The 18,532-nt window shown below is 65.6% G+C and carries 13 protein-coding genes and 2 pseudogenes; 5 read left to right on the top strand and 10 right to left on the bottom strand.

Going from position 1 to position 18,532, the window contains the following annotated elements; translation table 11 throughout:
• Positions 1–444: 444 nt before the first annotated feature.
• The 4 genes from ACRWK7_RS24220 to ACRWK7_RS24205 all read right to left on the bottom strand — a co-directional run bounded on the left by ACRWK7_RS24220 (position 445) and on the right by ACRWK7_RS24205 (position 5,404).
• On the bottom strand, positions 445–2,676 hold the full coding sequence (locus tag ACRWK7_RS24220) for a relaxase/mobilization nuclease domain-containing protein (protein WP_431858877.1): 2,232 nt from the start codon (positions 2,674–2,676) through the stop codon (positions 445–447).
• On the bottom strand, positions 2,673–3,104 hold the full coding sequence (locus ACRWK7_RS24215) for a plasmid mobilization protein (RefSeq protein WP_431858876.1): 432 nt from the start codon (positions 3,102–3,104) through the stop codon (positions 2,673–2,675). The genes ACRWK7_RS24220 and ACRWK7_RS24215 overlap by 4 nt, the downstream gene beginning before the upstream one ends.
• A gap of 273 nt (positions 3,105–3,377) precedes the next feature.
• Positions 3,378–4,412 (bottom strand): DNA-binding protein, encoded by a 1,035-nt coding sequence (locus ACRWK7_RS24210; protein WP_431858875.1) that lies wholly within the window; start codon positions 4,410–4,412, stop codon positions 3,378–3,380.
• A 218-nt stretch (positions 4,413–4,630) separates the two neighbouring features.
• Complete coding sequence (locus ACRWK7_RS24205; RefSeq protein ID WP_431858874.1) at positions 4,631–5,404, bottom strand: hypothetical protein; 774 nt, start codon at positions 5,402–5,404, stop codon at positions 4,631–4,633.
• Between the two features lie 273 nt (positions 5,405–5,677).
• Here ACRWK7_RS24205 and ACRWK7_RS24200 point away from each other — a divergent pair, with 273 nt between their 5' ends.
• On the top strand, positions 5,678–6,220 hold the full coding sequence (locus tag ACRWK7_RS24200; protein ID WP_431858873.1) for a hypothetical protein: 543 nt from the start codon (positions 5,678–5,680) through the stop codon (positions 6,218–6,220).
• Positions 6,221–6,272: 52 nt separating this feature from the next.
• Positions 6,273–6,602, top strand: a complete 330-nt coding sequence (locus tag ACRWK7_RS24195) for a hypothetical protein (RefSeq protein WP_431858872.1) — start codon at positions 6,273–6,275, stop codon at positions 6,600–6,602.
• A 106-nt stretch (positions 6,603–6,708) separates the two neighbouring features.
• Here ACRWK7_RS24195 and ACRWK7_RS24190 read toward each other — a convergent pair whose 3' ends face one another.
• From ACRWK7_RS24190 to ACRWK7_RS24175, 4 genes and pseudogenes are all read right to left on the bottom strand, one after another.
• On the bottom strand, positions 6,709–7,890 hold the full coding sequence (locus ACRWK7_RS24190) for a replication initiation protein (protein ID WP_431858871.1): 1,182 nt from the start codon (positions 7,888–7,890) through the stop codon (positions 6,709–6,711).
• A gap of 107 nt (positions 7,891–7,997) precedes the next feature.
• On the bottom strand, positions 7,998–8,624 hold the full coding sequence (locus tag ACRWK7_RS24185) for a hypothetical protein (protein WP_431858870.1): 627 nt from the start codon (positions 8,622–8,624) through the stop codon (positions 7,998–8,000).
• Between the two features lie 277 nt (positions 8,625–8,901).
• Positions 8,902–9,798, bottom strand: coding sequence for an IS66 family transposase (tnpC, locus tag ACRWK7_RS24180; RefSeq protein ID WP_431858928.1), 897 nt, complete (start codon positions 9,796–9,798; stop codon positions 8,902–8,904).
• A pseudogene (locus ACRWK7_RS24175) lies at positions 9,775–10,023 on the bottom strand (IS110 family transposase); the annotation flags it as partial. The pseudogene ACRWK7_RS24175 and the gene tnpC, both read right to left, overlap by 24 nt.
• 11 nt (positions 10,024–10,034) lie before the next feature.
• Here ACRWK7_RS24175 and ACRWK7_RS24170 point away from each other — a divergent pair.
• The 3 genes and pseudogenes from ACRWK7_RS24170 to ACRWK7_RS24160 form a co-directional block, all read left to right on the top strand.
• Positions 10,035–10,136: pseudogene (locus tag ACRWK7_RS24170) on the top strand (transposase domain-containing protein); the annotation flags it as partial.
• A gap of 252 nt (positions 10,137–10,388) precedes the next feature.
• On the top strand, positions 10,389–14,021 hold the full coding sequence (locus tag ACRWK7_RS24165; protein WP_431858869.1) for a metallophosphoesterase: 3,633 nt from the start codon (positions 10,389–10,391) through the stop codon (positions 14,019–14,021).
• Between the two features lie 485 nt (positions 14,022–14,506).
• Positions 14,507–15,004 (top strand): hypothetical protein, encoded by a 498-nt coding sequence (locus ACRWK7_RS24160; protein ID WP_431858868.1) that lies wholly within the window; start codon positions 14,507–14,509, stop codon positions 15,002–15,004.
• A 112-nt stretch (positions 15,005–15,116) separates the two neighbouring features.
• Here ACRWK7_RS24160 and ACRWK7_RS24155 read toward each other — a convergent pair whose 3' ends face one another.
• Both ACRWK7_RS24155 and brxD read right to left on the bottom strand, forming a co-directional pair.
• Entirely contained in the window at positions 15,117–17,219 is a 2,103-nt protein-coding gene (locus tag ACRWK7_RS24155) for a DEAD/DEAH box helicase (RefSeq protein ID WP_431858867.1), read from the bottom strand.
• Positions 17,216–18,532: a BREX system ATP-binding protein BrxD gene (brxD, locus tag ACRWK7_RS24150; RefSeq protein ID WP_431858866.1), complete on the bottom strand. Its 1,317-nt coding sequence runs from the start codon at positions 18,530–18,532 to the stop codon at positions 17,216–17,218. The genes ACRWK7_RS24155 and brxD overlap by 4 nt, the downstream gene beginning before the upstream one ends.

The raw sequence follows: 18,532 nt of genomic DNA, 5'->3' as shown, positions 1-18,532 counted from the left end.
GCGTCCCTCGCAGCAAGAAAGAATCTCGGAAGCCGCCGCGCGGACGCCGCCGCTGAGGGCTCGCGGTACGATGCAACGGCAATACACTGGCGTGCCGTTGGGCTGATCGCGTGTTCCTATACATCCCGCTGGAAAAGCGGCGGACAAACTGATGCAGCCCGGAGGATGCGTGGGGTGACCACGAGGAAGGGGCCGAGGAGACCAAGTTCGGCAAGATCATCGACACGCCTCCCTGTTGTTTGCCGAGCGGCCGTCACAGCGAGGGGGGCGGTTGTCGGCGAACCCAACCGTCCGGCGGCTGGGTGGCGGTGAGTCCCCGCGGGCCACGCCCTCGCGCAGGCGATTGCAGCGGCCCTCACGCTCGGCAAGATGTCGAGGGCGTTATCGAGGTCCTGGTGCACCCGGGCCGCCACCCAGTCGCCCCGATCGCCGACGGCGAGCGAGCTACTCGCCGTCGCGTGTCCGCTCCCGGAGTTCGCCGTCTCTCGGGGCAACATGGGCTCTGAGGCGCTGGGCGGGGTCGGACGCACGCTCGGGGCGGGGAACGCAGATCGCTGCCGGCTGGTAGGTTCTGGCGAGCCAGCCGTCGTGAGCTCGGCGCGCCTCGGCGTGATCCCTTGCAACCACCGGGGTTAAGAAATCGCAGACATCCTCGACCGCGCAGCTTCTTCGCTTCCGGCGCAGCCAGAGACGGGTCGTTGCGACAAGGGCCCGCCACGCCTCTTCCAGGCGCCGGAGCGAATCGCCGATGCGGTCGTCGGCGCGGCCGAGACAGGCGTCCCACCAGTCCAGCAGGGCGCCGACGTAGGTTCTGAGCTGGCCGGCGATGTCCTGCTCGGCGGGGGTGGGAGGACCATCGGCGGGTGCCGCGTTGAGCGGCTTTCGCGCCATCAGATCCTGGATCCGGCGGGCGGCGGTTTTGTCCGCGTGGGCCGCGCGCCGACGGTTCTCGTCCTGCTGCGCGGCAGACGACGGATGCGGCAGCCCCTGGGGCCAATCGCCGTCCCGCTCTTGCCAGGCAGGCGCCAGCGGCAGGCGCGCCCAGCGCTCGGGGCTGTGCGACGCGGACGGGCGGCTCGGGCAACGATCATCCGCCGGCATTTGGCCCGGCCGTCGGCGCTGGCCTCCCGTGCGGTCCATGATCCGTTCTGTGGGTGGCAGGCGACCGTTGGGCGCTGGTGCGCAATAGCTTCCGGGAGCGGCGCTGCCGGACGGCGTCTCAACCGCGGGTTTGCTGCGGTCTGCCGCCGCCCGTCGGGTGGACGGCGCTCCGACCCGTGCGTCTGCCGGCGGGAGGCTCACGTTCAGCCCGGGTTCGCGCGGGCCGTCTGGCTGCGGCGTCATGGCGGCGGCACCGGCCTCCGGCGGCGGGGAAGCGGCCGGGGACTCAGCCGGTTCGGCCGCCGCTGTCTCCGCGTACTCGACGTCGGCATCGCCGCAGGTTCCGGCGAGGTCAAGGTCTGGTGGCATCGCCGCGTCGGCGCCCAGCCGGCCGATGACCGGCGCCGGGTCCGGCGGCGCCTGCGTCGGGCTCGCGTCGTCGGGCCCGATCAGCCAGTACGTGTCCGCGTCCTCGATGTCCGCTTCGCCGCCGGGGCCGGCGACGTCCGGCGCCGGCAGCGCCGGCGCGCCGGCGCTTTGCGGGCAGAACCAGTACGCGTCCGCCTGATCCTCCAACGGCGGCGCTGGCGCGGCTGGAACCTCCCGCTCCGCTGGCGGGGCGTCCGGGAGGCCGGTTGATCCGCGCCCCTTGCCGCAGGGTTGCCGCGCGCCGTCCTGGGCCGCGCCTTCATGCCGTCCGCTGCGAAGCTCCGCAACGCTTGGCAGAGCGTCGAGGACGCCATCGAGGTCCCGGCGCACCAGCGCCGCCGTCCAGGCGCCCCGCTCGCTGGCCGCCAGCAGACGATGGAGCGCCCAGGCCTCGCCGTTGCCGTCAACAGCGAGCACCGTGTTGCGCCGGTCGCCCCAGGCGAGCGTGTAGCCGGCTTCCTGCAGGGCGGCGCGGCGCGCGAGCGGGCCGTCGGCGAGTCGCCATGCCGATGCGACGATCTCGGCGACGGCGGCCTTTCGAGAGCCCGAGCGGCTCTCCTGCTGAGCCTCGGCCTCTGAGCGGCCGGCGCGCGGACGCTGCCGTACGGTCAGCCCACGGAGCTGATCGGCCTCCTCGACGTAGCCGTTCTGTTCGAGATAATTGACCACGGAGCGGTTGTGTGCACCCTTTGTCACGGAGTGGCCGAAACGCAGCTCACAGAAACGGGCAACGACCTCGTTTGCCCGGAAGGAATGTCCAAGATGGACCGCCCGGCCGTCCGGACGGATCCGCAGGTAAGCACGGTGCCGGTGGTTGGGCCGGCCGGTGTCGCCGGGCTTGGCGTGCTCGACTTCGATGTATGGCTGTCCGGAAAGGCCCAACTGCCGCTCGTAAATCTCCCAGGCTTCCGCCCACTGCAGGTCCGACAGTGGCTGGGCGGGCGAGATGGCGGCGTGAAGGAGGAAGTCGCGGGCCCGCGAGCTGGAGATCCGCCACTGCGCCTCGAACTGGCGCAGGGCCGCGTGGACGTCCAGCTCAACAACGCCACGGCCGTCGATGATCCGCACCGACTCGTTGGCGTCGGTGCGAGTCAGATGGGCGGCAAGCCACGCGGCGGCGCTGCGCTGGGACGTCTTGACGATCATGGCGCCGTGCGCTTCCCCAGGACGGCGGCGATCACCCGGTCGGCAAGATCCTTTACGGCGGCTTCAGCCTTTGCGTAGCCGGCCATGGCAGCCGCGACGGCGCCGGCATTGCCCCGGGCCGCGAGCTGGTTGAGGAGCGCACGGATGTGCCGGATGTCCGTAAGCGCCTCGGTGAGGATGGGGAGCGCGGCCTGGAGTTCCGGCGGCGCCGCGATCGGCCGGGGGCGGCGGACCTTCGGTATGGCTTGTCCGGTCGAAGACAGGGCAGCGGCGCGCGCGTACTGCGCCGCCGACAACCCGCGCTCCTCGCCGGCGCGCTGCAGCCTCGCGAACTCGTCCGGCTTCAGGCGGTAGGTGACGAGGCTGGAACGGGCGCGCTGCTCGCTGCCGCTGCCGATGCCGGGGGGATGTCGGGTCGTCCTCGGCATCAAAGCCTCCTGTTGGGGACCGGGGAGGCGGGCCTCTCCGGCGGGTGGGTCCACGGGAGGGCTGGCCCTCCCTGGCGGGGTCCACGGGGCAGCGCCCCTGGCCGGCCTGTGCGTGTTGAAGCCCCTTGGGGCGTAAACCGCGCATGGCTGGCCGGCCCCAGAAGGGGCCGAGACGGCCGGAGAGATGGTGGCGGACGTCGACGTCGCAACGGCCCGGGACAATAATCGCGACGCATGCGGAGGAACCGCGGCGGGTGGCCGGCGCCGTCCGCCTCAGCCGCCGGCCGGCGGTTCGAGCGGCATGCCCGACGCGACGGCGGGTGCGGCCGGCACCAAGCCGGGAATCGGCAAGGGCTGGTCGGCCGGGTGCATCTCCGGAACCGGCGGCGCTGTGTCGCTGTCCTTCCCCGCGCGCAGCCCGGCCGAGGCCGCGCCGGCGGCGGGCCTCGCTGTGCGGGGGCGGGCCAGCTGTTCGGTCATGCGGGCGATGACCTCCTCGAACGCCTTGGCACGGGCGAGGGCCTCGACACCGGCGGTGGCCTGATCCGACAGCTCGGCAATTCGGGCCTCCAGCACCGGAATGCGCGACGCGGTTCCGCTCAGGTCCTGGAGCCGGTGTTCGGCCCGGTCGGCGGCTTTCTGCAGCTCCTCGGCGCGGGCGTGGGCTGTCGTGGCGTCGGCTTCCCACCGCCTAGCGTCGGCCTCGAGATCCGGGACGCGCGCCGCCGCATGGGTCAGCTCGCGGATCCGGCTGACGGCGAGGCCGGCGGCATCGCGCAGTTCGTCGGGGTCGTCGGAGGCTTCCAGACCAATTGCCGCCAGCAGGGATACGACGATCTCCTGCAGCGCCTTCACCTCGTCGGCGGCGACGTCGAACTCCGACACGGCTCGCTCCCGGCTTTCGAGCAGCCCGCGCCGCAGGGCCTCCGCCTCTGCGCGCGCCGCGGCGACGGCAGCTCCCCGAGCTGCAGCTTCCGCCTCCAGAAGCTGCCCAGCCCGCTCCCTTTCTGTCGCGATTGTACGGGTCAGAACGCCGGCGACGACCTGGGTCAGGCCGTCCATCGCCGCCCGGAGTTCGAGGGGCAGATCGACCGGAGCCTCATCGGACGGTGCGGCGGGGGGCGGCAGAGAGGCCGCCGGCGGCGCGGAGTCGGCGCAGATATCGCGGAGGTGCCGGGAGATCGTGGTCATGGATCCGCCGCCGATCCGCTCGCGAACGGCGTCGTAGGTCGGCGGGATTCCGTGCGCGATGAGATCATCGTAGGCGGCCTGCACGGCGGCGCGGGTGGCTTTGGGCATCATGGTCATTCCTTGGCTGCGTCATGCGCTGTTGATGCAAGGACGTGCCGGCAGGCACTACGGCGGCCTACACCCTACGGTCCGACGCGATGTAGGACCGTAGGGTGTAGGCCGTAGCCTACGTTCGTCCCCGCGGCCATATGGTTCTCCGCGAACGGCCGTCTTCGCAGCTGGGGAGCATTCTCCCGCGCCGCGGTCCGGTACGCTCCGGCCGCGGCCTGCGGTGCTCAGGGACCGAAGGGATTCTCGACGCGGCTGAAGGGCAGAGCGCGGCACACGCCGTTCAGCGGCCGAAGAATTGGGCGCTCGAGTTCAGTACGCAGGCGCTCGATCTGCCCATCCGGCACCACGACGACGAGCCCTCCTTCCGGCTCGCCGTCGGCGGCCAGGACGTCGCCGAGGCGGACCAGCGCGCTGGTCGATTTGCCGGCGTTGGTCTCGATTTCGTAGAGCCGGTAGAGCCGGCCGCCGCGCAGCACGACGACGTCGGCCTGGGCGAGGCTCCGCATCGCTGCTGCGTGGCCGAGATCGGGGAGCGTCCGCGTCAGCCGCCCACGGAGACCGGGATGCCGGCCGCGATCGCCCGGCGGCAGGTAGACGGCGTCGCCGGACTGGAGATGGAAGCCGGCCAGCAGGCTTTGCAGACGTTCGTGATGGGACAGCGGTCGGGGAACGCCGGGCACGGCTGCCGACGCCCCGGCAGCCGGCAGCGCGACCGCGCGAACGAGCGAGCCGGGCCGCACCTGGATGTCCGCATAGCGCCCCTTCCGGGCGGGCGGCAGCAGCTTTGCGCGCAGCTCGTTGGCGATCTGCGCGGTCGCCTTGCCGGCGCGGTGCGGGGCATCGGCGCCGGCCAACACCTCGGCGAGGCGGTCGGCGTGCATCCAGCTCCCGAGGCAGCTCGGGTCGCGCAGCACGGTGAGGGCGTCGCCGACGAGAGAACCCGGCCGATGCCGAGCGGACGCATGGATGGCGGGATGGAGAGAGACGGGATAACGCATGGCATGCTCCTGCCCCATGATCGGCCGTCCGGCACGATGCCGGCGGCGGGGCAAGGAGGGCGGGACGTCCGCCGGTGCGGCCGTTCTGCCGGATCGTTCCCCGGATCGCCACCCCGCCGCGCGGCGGCGGTGCGTGCCGGAACTGTTCCTCGGGGCGGCGGGTGGATTTGTGGGAACCGCCCGAAAGGGGCGATCCCATATGATCCTCAGTCCCCGGTCTTGACCGCGCCGATCAACGGATCGGCCGCCGTCGTCATGACACAGGAGGACACCATGCGGATCGTCTACGTTCACTCCGGCACGGCTTCCGCGGCCGCCAGCCTGCTCAGCGGGCACGCCGTTGCCATTACCGATGCCCGAATCCTTCACGATTCCAGCGCCGACGCAGCCGGGCGCGACATGCTGCTGGCAATTCTCGCCGACGGCGATGAACTCCTGGTGCCCGGCGTCGACCACCTCGGCGGAACCGCCGGCGCGGTCCTGGCATCGCTGCGCCGCGCGGCCGATGCCAGGGTCCGGGTCACGATCCTATGTGAGGATCTGGACGGAGCCGCCATTGTCCAGGCCGCCGCTCTTCTCGCAGCCCTGCCGACCGCTGACGACGCGCCGGAGCCACGCAAGGTTTGCAGATCCTATGGCCGCGCAACCCCGGAGCGCGTCGCCAGGATCCTGGCCCTGTCCGCGGGCGGCACCCCGGTGCGGGCGATTGCGGCGGCAGTCGGGCTGTCCATCCCCACGGTCATGCGTGTTCGCCGTATCCACAGGGCTTCCCGGGCTTCTTCCCAGGCCGCTGGCTGCCTGGGCAGTGTTCACTGATTCCGGCCTGCAAGGCACCGGTAGGCAGGATCCACAGGTTAGGGGAACAGTCGTGCAGCCCAACCGCCATATCCTCATCCACCTCGACGGGCCACGTTCGGTGAAAACGGTCGCGGTGTCTCTCGAGCGCTGTGTCGTCATGCTCAATCGCTACACGCCCGACGGACTCTACGACGAGAGCGAACTGCTCGACCGTCCACCGACGCCCGCCGAAGCGCGCGAGGCAATGCGATCCGCGTATCAGAGCGATGATTTCTCCGCCCTGACGCACCAGGACCGGGCGGACGTCCTCTGGCGGTTGGCGCTCATCGCCGCCGGAGAGCCGTCGTATAGGTTTCCGGACGCACCGCGCAGCGGGCGGTGGCGGGATATGGGGGGCTGATCGGCCGTTTTGCCCCGTAGAACAGTGCTCCCCCCTTTTCAGGGCTCTGGTGCTCGCCTCCTGCTGTTATCTGATGCCCACCGCGCGCGACAAACTGTCCGGTCGGTCACGCGCGAGAGGCGAGCTTGCGCGCGGCCTCGGCGCTGATGCCGAGGGCCTCCCCGACTTCGAGCCAACTCTTTTCGAGGTCGCGGAGCCGCCGGGCCTCCGCCCTGCGGTCGGCCTGCTGTTGTCGGCCACTCTTCAGAGCGAGCTGTGCTGCGCGCTCGTAGACCCGGTCTCGGGCGACTCCGGCGGCCGCGGCAATGCTCGTGACGCTCGGAGCGGCTCCGGCTGCGGCGGCCACCTTGACAGTTCGCTCGAGGCTGTTTTGAAGGCGGGAGTCCGTCCTGGCGGTGCGGACCCCGTTGGTCCGGTGGGCCGACAGGCGCTGCCGTTCCGACAACTCCATATCCGACGGCAGCGCCATGATGCCTCGTTGGACATTGCTCGTACCGGTGTAGCGGTACCAGACCCACTTCGCGACTGACCGGCTGATCGCCCGAACCTCGCGCTCTTGTAGAGGATTGTCGAAGTCATTCATTGCCTGCGCCTGACGCTGAACCGCTTCGAACCAGCCTGAGTAGGACTGGTGCCGTTCGCGTGCCCGGTAGGCCCATTTCCGCAGCCAGTCGAACAAGGCGACGTTTCGACCAATGTAGCTACGATCCTCCTGTGGCCTCAGGTTCGTGTTCGCCGCCCGCATGTCGACGGATCCGGCCAATTCGTCGAGCAGATACGTGCGCGCATGCAGCGAATGAACCATCCAGTGGCCGTGAAGGGGGTTCTTGGTCAGTAGGCCGGCATAGCCGGCATCGGCGTCCAGCGTGGCCGACATGGCCCGGTGGACCGCCGCGGCAAAGGCGATGGGACCCCGACGGCCACTGGGGCCCGTGTTCACTGGGACGTCAAGGGCGTAGAGGTAATGACAGCGGCGTGTTTTTGGAGACAGTGTGATGATGTTCGGAGCGGGCAAACCGGCATCCTCCCAATCATAGCCGGCGTTTTCCCGGTCGATGTCGAAGGCCAGCCAATTCTGGATGACCGGTCCGTTGACCTGGATGTACCGCATCGTCTGGGCGATGGGCGCAGGGCGGATCCTTGTCGTCCCAAGTTCGTCCGAGCAAAAAGGCCGATGCGGCAACCGCGAAACAAAAAGCTCTTTCGCGGGGTGAAGGACATTAGCTTGCGGGAGCGCGGTCACTGGATGATCGGCAGGGATGGCTCCATATGCGGAGAGCTGTCGCATGTACGGTCTCACGTGCGCGGCCGGCGCGCGGGCCGGCACAGCCCAAGCGCCTTCCGGGTTCGAGGGCCCAGCCGGCAAGCCTGGGCCCTCTTCGTTGCGCGGCGGAGTTATGGGGATTGAGGGAGGCCACAAGCGGAGGCCGCGTTGCGATCGCACCCTGAATCGTCTGTGGGCGTGATCCCCGGCGACCTCAGGCAGCCTGATGACGCTTGTGGAGGGTGTTGACGGTGCTCGAGACTGCGCCAAGGTCCTTTGGTGATGGCGTTCACCGTTTTGCCGCCGTCCAGCCGTCGCAGCACCTCGGCCTGCGAAACCGGCTGGCTCAGCTTCTGTCCACCGCTGCCTGGGGCTGCCTTGCGGTTAGCGTCGGGAAGCGGACCAAGGCCGATCTTGCTGGCTCCATCGAGCCAATGATCCGTGGAGGAGAAGTTGGGCAGCAGCATCAGTGCTTGGACGATAGTCTGGGCCGTGTAGCCGTCAGTGGCGATCAGCACGTCGGCTTTCGCGCGGGCATCTCTAAGCAGTACATCCAGTTCATGGATATTATCCGCGGTCTGCCGAGTTGATTGGATGACCAGGGGAGCCCCGCGGGAAGAAGCAGGGCGAAGGTCACTAAACGTATTGCGGTCGTGGTCCATGCAGTCATGCAGGATGCGATCGCAGGCGGCCTCAATGAGGATGAGCAGGTTCTCATCGACGGCAGCTTTCGAACAGAAGAGGTATCCGATCTTCATGGCGGCGCCTTTGGGAGTGGCTACGGGCACCGCCCAAATGGGAGCGCCGGGAAGCGCGCATCCCTCGGAATCAGAAAATTTTCAGGCCGCCTGATCAAAGCAAGCCGACAGACGGCGAACCCATATCGGCCTCTATGATGAGCACATGGTGCGCGGGACAATCCGGAACCACATGCGTGTGGCGCTCGTGGGCGTGTCGTTCTGTCGATCGTTCGTTCCACAATATGGATCGGAGGTGATTATGCCGTCCTGGGTGTAAGCGGCCGCGGAAAGCCCTTCAGGCTGCGGCGGGCTCCGGCGCCATGCTCCAGGGCAGGAGCGCATCGAAGTCGGTGAGGTCGCGGTCGCGCCCGAAGGTCTCCAGGACGCGGGTCAGCCAGAGGCGCGGGTTGTGGCCGTTGCTCTTGGCGGTTTCGATGAGCGTGTAGAACACCGCCGCGGCTTCGCCCCCGCCGTCCGAGCCGGCGAACAGCCAGTTCTTCCGCCCCAGCGCCACGGCGCGCATGGCACGTTCGGCGATGTTGTTGTCGATCTCCAGCCGGCCGTCGGCGAGGTAGCGCGTCAGCGCCGGCCAGCGGGAGAGCGCGTAGCGGATCGCCTCGGCCAGGGCCGATTTGCCCGAAACCTGGCCGAGCAGCTGTTCCAAGTGCGTGCGCAACGCGATGATCTCCGGCTTCGCCTCGGCCTGACGCGCGGCGGCACGCCGGGCGGCCGGCTGGCCGCGCACACGCTCCTCCACCGCGTACAGCCGGCCGATGCGCTCCAGCACCTCCTTGGCCGCCGCTCCCTTGTGCGCTTGGTGGACGTCGAAGAACTTGCGCCGCACGTGCGCCCAGCAGGCCACCTCGCTGATCGCCGGCGGGTCGGCTCCCTTGGTCTCGTACAGCGCGTTGAAGCCGGCGTAGCCATCGGCCTGCAACGCGCCCCTCCAGCCGGCGAGCTGGCGCTGCGGATGCTCCCCCTTGCGGTCGGGGGTGTAGCGGTAGAGCACGGCCGGAGGGGCGGTGTCGGCGCTGGCGCGGTCATCACGTGCATAGACCCACAGCCGTCCGGTGCGGGTCTTGCCGGCGCCGGGGGCGAGCACCGGTACCGGGGTGTCGTCGGCGTGCAGCTTGGTTCCGGCGAACACGTGCGCGGCGATGCGCTCGGCCATGGCCGAGAGCGCCGCCTTCACATGCCGGGTCTCCAGCAGCACCGCCTCGTAGCCCGCCTGGCTGAGCCCGGCGTGCAGCCACTGCGACAAGGGGCCCGCCTCCAGTCCGATGCGGAGCACCGGAAAGCCAAGCTCGCCGAAGAACCGCACCAGCGCCTCGGGCTCGCTGGCCACCTTGGCCTCGCGGATGATCTTGCCCGTCGCATCCACCACGCACACGCTGCTCAGTTCCAACGAGACGTCGATTCCGGCACGGCGTCGATCCCCAGGCGTGGCTCGCCGACGTCCTGGCCCGCATCGCCGACCTGCCACAGAACCGCCTGCCTGAACTCCTGCCCTGGAACTGGAAACCGGCCTGACCGCGGCGCTCACCGAATTCGTACGACATGAGAGTGGAAGATGCGGTTGCAAATGAACGCGAACCCCAATCCGTAGGCTTCACAACCGTTTGCGCTTGGTTAGCATGAACGATGCAAGCCTGTCTCCACACCCAGAACTTCAAGCAACCGGCATCTTATACCAAGCGCCCCTTCAAGGATACTAGGTTGACTCTATCTCGCCCGCGCGCGAAAAACGTGCATCTTGATAAGCCGTATGGGTTGAAAAACAACATGGCGACCATTTCGTGGCTGCATCTATCCGACTGGCATCAGCGTGGCCCTAACTTCGACCGGGCTGTGCTGCGCGACGCGTTGCTCACCGACATCGCAGACCGCAGCACAATTGATCCGCGACTGCAATCAATCGATTTTGTAGTTTTTAGCGGAGACGCCGCATATAACGGTAAAGCTGAGGAATACACCGAGTTTCGTAATCATCTACTCGAGCCCATCCGGAAAGCTCTAGACCTCTCTAGCGATCGCTTCTTTTTAGTCCCAGGAAACCATGATTTGGACCGGAGAACGATCAGTCGATTTTTGTCATATGAGCTCCAGACTCCCTTATCGACAGATGATGCCGTGCAGAGCTGGCTGACCGATGCGGAGAGCCGAGAGCATCTCTTACGCCCCTTCCGCGCCTACGAGGAATTTGTCACTAGCTATACCGGCCAGCCGAACCCGGCATACGCATCTATCAAGCACCTGGATGTGGCCGATCGATCGGTGGCGCTCCTCGGCCTCAACTCGGCCTGGATGTGCGGTCGGAACATGTCAAATGATAAAGTAGATGATCGCGGACACCTCCTTATTGGTGAACCACAGATACACGACGCGTTAGCTGCAATTGCTGACAGCGATTTACGTATTGTCGTAATGCATCACGCGTTCGAGTGGATGGCGGAATTTGACCGCGCTCGCGTCGAAACACGACTGAAGCGTGCCGCGGACATTGTTCTGTGGGGGCATGAGCACCGCCCTCAAATCCGTCAGGAGAATGGCACTGACGGGCAGTGCCTTATTGTGCCAGCTGGCGCCACCTTTGACCGACGGATTCCCAGCAATCCACGTTACACCAATGCGTACAACTTTTCTGTGCTCGACCTTGAGGTTGGGCGCGGAGTTATTCACCTACGCCGCTGGAACGAAACGCAGAACAAGTGGGTAAGGGACGCCGAGACTTGCGACGACGGCCGCTTTGAATTCGCCTTGCCCACTTCACTGGTCGTCACACAAGAAGGCAGCCCGTCGCAAGCTACGGAAGCTCGCAAGCGCAGTGCAGCGGAGCAGCGCTACCGTTCATTGTTGTTAGAGAGCTGCGACATCATAGATCTCGCCAACTTGCCAGAACGAGACCGTAATGTAGCGCACCGTCAACTGGAACTGCGCAGCCTCTATGTGCCGCTGCGGGTTCGCATCGAAGCGGAGGCGAAGACTGCGGATCTAGAAGGCGACGAAGCCTGGGATGCTCTGGAGCAACGTCGAAAGGCAACTTGGGCTGGTCTCGGCGAACATGACGATGAAGCCTCCGACGCGAAAAGGGTTTCTGTCGGTGAGCGGTTGACTGAGGCGCTTCGATTGGTAGTGCTCGGCGATCCTGGCGCCGGCAAGACAACGCTCACGCGCTGGATTGCCACCGCTTACCTGCTAAGACTTAGAGCCGATCCGGACTGGATGGAACTACCAGATGTCAAAACGCTTCCAGATGCCAATTGGCTACCAATCCTCGTTCGCTGCCGCGATTTGGACAAAGTAGGATGCACAGCCACACTCGATGACGTGCTCAAACACACCCTTCGTAAGGCGGAGTTGAGCGAGCAGGACGGCTCCGCAGTGCACTGCTTCCTGCGTTCCAAGATCGATTCCAAAGAAGCTCTACTAATTCTTGACGGCTTAGACGAAATAGCCGACCCCGTTGTGCGCGCCCGCTTCTGTGAACAAATCGAGCAAATCACCAAGGCCCACCCGGCTCTGCCTGTTATCGCCACGTCGCGAATCGTCGGATATCGAGAGATGGGCCGGCGACTGGGTCGTGGCTTCGAGCATCTAACGCTCGCTGGCTTCAATTCTGAGGAGAAGGATGCATTTGCCCACCGATGGTGCGCCCTGACCGAACACCCGGAGCGGTACGCGACGGCCGCAGCCGAGCTAATCGCCGATATCCACAGCAATGACCGCATCGAGCGCCTGACTAGCAATCCTATGCTGCTGACCACCATGGCACTGGTCAAACGCAGCGTTGGAAAGCTACCGCAGCGCAGAGCTGATCTATACGGTGAGGCTGTCCAGGTACTTCTTAAGTGGAGAAGCGAAATTGACGAGGCAATTGATTACCGTGAGGCACTGCCACAATTAGAGTATCTCGCATATTCTATGTGCGACAAGGGCGCGCAGAATCTGCGTGAGGATGAAGTCATCCGGCTATTCAAGCAGATGCGAGAAGATTATCCCAATGTCCACCCTGCTCGGAACCATACACCCGAGGATTTCCTGTGTTTATTGGAGCGACGCACGGGCATTCTGATCGAAGCCGGGCGGACCCGGTATGGCGGACGCCAAGTACCAGTCTACGAGTTCCGCCATTTATCCTTTCAGGAGTATCTCGCGGCCCAAGCGTTGGTAAACGGCCGCTACCCAGGCCATGACTCAGCTCAAAGCCTTGCTCTCAGCATTGCGCCGCTCGCCGGACGCATTGAAGAGAGTTCAAGCTATCAAGACTTTGAAGAAGTCTCACCCGAATTTTCTGTCATTGAGAGCTGGCGGGAGCCGCTACGTTTGTGCGTTGCCATTTGCCCGGATAAAGAGGTCGATGCCGTCTTAGGCGCCATTCTCCACTGCCTTCCTGGCGAGCCAGCCGAGGCCGCTCGCGCCCGCGCTATACAGGCTGCGCAGTGCTTATCTGATGAGCCAAACGTCAGTGACCATGTAGGAGCAGAAATTGTTCACGCGCTTACTTCTCACGTTAGCGTGATTGATGACAGCTTCACTCATGGATCATCTCTGGCCGAAGCGACCATTTCTCTGGCAAGCACGCGGTGGGCTCCTGTTCTACAAGATGCACTGGCGCAAGAATTTTTTTCACGAGGCGCAGAAACACGCGGCGACGCTGGTGGGTTGCTCGGTGAATTCGGCAGATCACGAACCCCCGATGACGACGCAGCCTTGAGCGAATGGCTCCGCAAGTGCATAGACCAACTGGAAACGGGTAGTGAGCGAGAGGCCGCAGCACAAGCTCTCACCGTAATGGAACTGGCTTATGAGCGCCGTCTCACTGTCCCCTCTGAACTTATTGTTGCATTAGCAGACCGCCTCAGTGGCTCGGCACCGATGGCCCACGCTGCTGCCTGGGCTCTTGGATGGATAGCTTGGAACTATTCGGTCGCCGCGCCGGGCGCAGCCACACGTATAATGTCCGTAATAAGCAATCCGCAAGCTGATCATGAAGCGGCCCGCTGGAGTATAATTGCGCTCACAAAACTCAAAACTGCTATACCTGTAAAACACCTGTCCTTTTGGGCCGAGCAATTTCTCAATGATCACGCAAGGCGAGTCACGTTAGATGCACTCGAGCTCAATGGGAGCAGCGAAGCCTTTAAGATTGTAGAAACCTTCATCAATGACAGCAGCATGCAAACGAGGCGAATTGCTTTTGGCGTCCTGATAAAACAGGCGTTCTCTGAAAGCAATACGGTCATCAACCTCGCTGGGCATGAAATTACCCACATTGACCCACGCGAGGAGATCGATACAGATAAAGTTCGATTGGTATCTGAAAAGCTTAAGAAGCCGCAACTTGAGGTCCACAATCGCCTCGAGGCGCTTGCAAAGAGGCTCAATTTAAGTTTCACAGCGAAAACACCGATGTAGCACAATGACACAGCCGGAGGCCCACAGCCTCCGGCACATACTTTTACTGCAAATAGTGCGAACCCCAGGGTGCTGCTTGGCGAAATGTGGCACCGGCACGTCTCGCAATGTGACGGGTTGGTCAGGCGGCATCAGTAACGCGGCTTGGGTGACCTTAATGCCGTCGATGGAGATTCTTGAAGGTTTCGTCACCAACCTTGATACATCGCTCTCTTCAAACGGAATCACTCAGCTTCTCGTATAGCTCGTTTGCTACCGAATGCCGTTCTTATATGCGGGATCTTTCCCAGCAATTCGGCGGGCTTGGAGGCCACGGTCCAGATTGTCGGCGTTGAGCGGCTAACGCCGACCTTGTTCGAGATGGCCCGCTAGGGCTTACTGTGCGAGGATGGTGCGTCCGGGTGCAGATGCTTCTTGGGTCGCATCGAGCGCTGACTTGGGGCGAGAAGCGGAAGCGGTCGTATAGAGCGACTTGGAGGCAATCGGTGACCACATCCATTGTCAAGACTGATCTGCCCCCTCCTTCGACCCTCGCGTCACTACTCGGCCGCGCCGACTATGTGCGCTTGTCGCTGACGTCCGACATCGATTTGGAGGCGCGGACGGGTCCCGTTGACGGACAGCCGACGGCGACGCTGGATGATGCGTGGTTCGTGAGGATGGATGAGCGGGAGAGCCGTAGCGCACCTTGGGCGACATTCTTGCATGCCGTCGGCTTTGTCGATGGCTTTGACGAGCCGGTCGTCACGAGTCCAGTCGAGCGGATCGACGCGGCGCGCGGCGTTGCGCTGACGCAATCCGGCTCGATCTACCGTCTGCACGGCGGACTTGAGGCGCGAGGTGGTGGCGAGCCGCCGGTTGATCACCTTCTTGCGTTGGCGCGGGCACTGCTTGCCTGGGGCTATGGGCGCGCGTGCCACCTGCGCGTCGGCTGGGTGGAGCCGATGATTGCGCCGCGCTGGGGAGGATGGCCGCGCGATTGAGAGAGGGCGCATGACGATGGGGGCAGAATACGGTAGCATCGGATGTGTGCGAAGAAGAAGGCGCTCCTATCGGTTATAGCCGAAACTCCACTGCAAGCCGCTCGACTGTTGGTCACTTTCCCCCGCCCCCATGCATCATCGTGTCGGTGACAAAGCGCAGCGGCCGCGCAAGCGTGTTTGCCACGCCAGCGTGGTCGGATAGCCGTTGGGACAGAACTGCACGCGCCAAATGGTCGGGCAAGCACTGCGCGAATTTCAGGTCGTGCAGCAAGTCGGCATCGACCGCAGCCTCGAAATTTATAGGGTTAATGGTGTCCAGCGCGTGGCGGATGACCGGTGCGTCTTTGGCGTCGGACTGAACAGAGAGGTCATCGTGGCCGCGTGTGGTTACGCCTGCGGCACCGAGCGCCTGTGACAGCATGGCGTTGACGCGGCCTCCAGCAAAGGTCCACCACCGCATCCGCCCGTTGCCGCTGGCCACCAGCGGCAGGGAGACGCCGTCGCAAAACGTGTAGCCCTCGCGCAGCGACTCCAGGCAGGCAGTTCCCCGCTTGGACAGCTTGGCAGGAACATCGTCACCAACCGCCACCCGCTCCATGGCCCTACAGAGGGCGAAGCCCAAGCTGCGCGCACCTCCCATCCAGCGCGACCGTCCTCCATCGCTCGACGGCTCGACCGACACGAGGCGGCGAACCCAGTCAACACCAACAACGCGCCAGCTGCGCCCGGCCAGCAACAGCGTCGCAGTATCGCCCTCGCCCCGCTGCAGGCCGGTGGGGTCGACCTGCCCGATCTCCGCGGCACCGAACCGTACGGAAAGCAGCAGGGGCGTGGTGAAGGCCGCCATCAGGTCCAAGAAGTTCCGGTGGCCGATCTCGCGTTCTCCCACCGGCCCCATGCCGAGGACGCCCCCATTGTCCGCAAGAATGCCAGTGTCCAGCATGTGGCCGACGACGGTGTCGGCGCGCCGAACGTTGACACCGTCGAACACGCGGCCGAGCCAGTCCCTCCAGCCGCCGCTTTCTAGTCCGCGCTCCTGAAGGATCAGGGCCATTATCTGCTGAGCGAAGAGGTGCAGCGGGTCCGCTGGAGGCTCCACCGGCTCGACCCAGCCGTCGCCCCACAGTCGGACGATGCCGGTGGCTTGATGGAACGCGCTTTCGGATGTCGCCAGGAGTAGGCAGTTGCGTGTGGAGCCCGAGCGGCGCCCCGTGCGGCCCATGCGCTGCAGGAACGACGACACACTGGATGGTGCATCAATCTGGATGACGCGGTCGAGGTCGCCGACGTCGATTCCCAACTCGAGTGTGCTGGTGGCGACGATGATGCAGTCCTCGCCGGTGGCAAACGCCTCCTCCGACCGGCGACGCTCGTCGATGCCGAGCGAACTGTGCGAGACGAAGACCCGCATGCCCGCAGATCGGAGCAGCGCGCCCAGGCGTTCGACCTTGCTGCGGCTGTCGCAGAAGACGAGCCGCTTCTCTCCGCGGTGGAGCCGCGACAGTACCGTCGCCGCATTCTCCAGCGACCCGACGTGGTCGAGCATCACGTCGCCGCCCGCCGGCGGCGCAGGCTGACCGACCACGGCTCCGCCCTCGCCTCTGGTCAACCACCCCAGCAACGCGTCCGGGTTGCCCACCGTGGCTGAGAGACCGATGCGCTGGACCGGACACCCGGCGACACGGGCGATCCGTTCGGCCACCGCCAGCAGATGCCAGCCGCGGTCGTCCCCGGCGAAGGCGTGCAACTCGTCCACCACCATCGTCCGCAGGCCGGCGAACAACACGCGATGGTCCACTTTCCTCGAGATCAGGATGGCTTCCAGGGACTCCGGAGTGGTGAGCATGATGTCGGGCGGCTGACGCAGCATGCGCCGCCGTTCCCCCGCGCCGATGTCGCCGTGCCACAACCCGACAGTACGTCCCAGCAGTCCGGCATAGTGCTTAAGCCGCGGCTCCAGGTTGTTAAGCAGCGCGCGCAGCGGGCAGACGTAGAGGACTGACAGCCCGTCCCACCGTTCGCTCATCATCCGCGAAAGCACGGGGAAGACCGCCGCCTCCGTCTTCCCTCCCGCTGTGGGTGCCAGTAGCAAGGCATGGCGACCGTCCAGGACGGGATCGATCGCCGCCAGTTGTGTAGGCCGCAGGGTCGTCCAGCCGAGCGAGTTGACGATATGGTACTGAAGGGCCGGGTGCAGACGGTCGAATGGGCTCACAGGTCCAGCTCGACGTCGTCGACCGACCTAGCCGCCGCACCGGCCCGCTCGGCTGCAGTCATCTCGGTCGGAATCACTGTCAGCGCGTAGTGCCGGCGCGGATCGAAATCGGCAAATTGGTCAATGCGGTCCAGGACGTCGCCGACCAGCTTCTTCAGGAACAGGCGCGGCGCGATGCCAACCCGCCCACCGAGTTGCCCCGTCACCGCTCGAGCCAAGTCGGTGACGTAGGTGTCGTCGGCGAGCCGGCGCAACCGCTCCTCTGAGGGCGCGCCCTCGGCGTAGATGTCGCGCACGTTGGCGCCGAGCCGGCCCAGCAGGTCGAGGTCGAAACCGGGCAGACGAACCTGCACCGCCCGTGGGTTGTCAAAGCGCGCCTCGGTGGCAAAATCGACGTGGAGGCGTTGGGCCAACGGCGGCAATCGCTGCATGCCCTGTGGCCCGTCGAAGAAAGCGGGCGTTCCCGTGATCACCACAAACAGACCGGGGAAGCGGCCGGCGTCGATCTCGTCCACCAGTTGGCGTAGCGCGTTCAGCCCCTTCTCACGGGTGTCGGCGCGCATGCGCTGGAGCGTCTCCACCTCGTCGATTACCAGCAGAAGGCCGGCGTAGCCGGAATCGCGCAGGATCGTCAGCAGCCCGGTCAGGAAGTTGGTGGCGCCGAAATGGTCGATCTCCCCCTTGATGCCGGCCGCCCGCTTTATTGACGCCGCGATGTTGGGCTGCCCGCCGAGCCAGCCCAGCAATCCGTCGGCCAGCGCTTGGTCTTCCTGCACCAGGGCGCGGCGATAGGCACGCAGCACGGCCGAGAAGGCCGGGGCCTGCCGGGTAACCTCCGCCAGCCGCTGCTCCATGAGCGCGTCAGTGCGTGCGACAAGGGCTCCGGCGTCAGCCGGGTCGACGTTGCCTTCGGCCAGTACGTCTTCCTCGAGCGTATAGAACCAGCCGTCGACGACGTTGCGCAGCGCACCCTCGCTGGCGTCCTGCGTGGCCAGACGCTCGGTCAGGCGGCGGTACACCGTCTCCATCCGGTGCAGTGGGGTCTCAGTCTCCGAGATCTGCACCTCGCTGGTGGCGAAGCCGCGGCTGCGCGCCCGTTCCTGGAGCCAACGTCCGAAAAAGGTTTTGCCGCTGCCGTACTCGCCCCGCACCGCCTTGAAGGCACCGCGGCCGGTCGCTACCCCGCTCAGCTCTTCGTCCAAGGCCGGAGCGAAACGCTCGATGCCGACGGCCAGAACATCAAGGCCGGTGCGCGGCACCGTGCCCCGCCGCAGCGCATCGATGATCTCCGACCGCCTGTGCGGGCTCAACAT

The sequence above is a fragment of the Azospirillum sp. genome (assembly GCF_050789165.1).
This window is presented reverse-complemented; position numbering and strand designations above follow the sequence as displayed.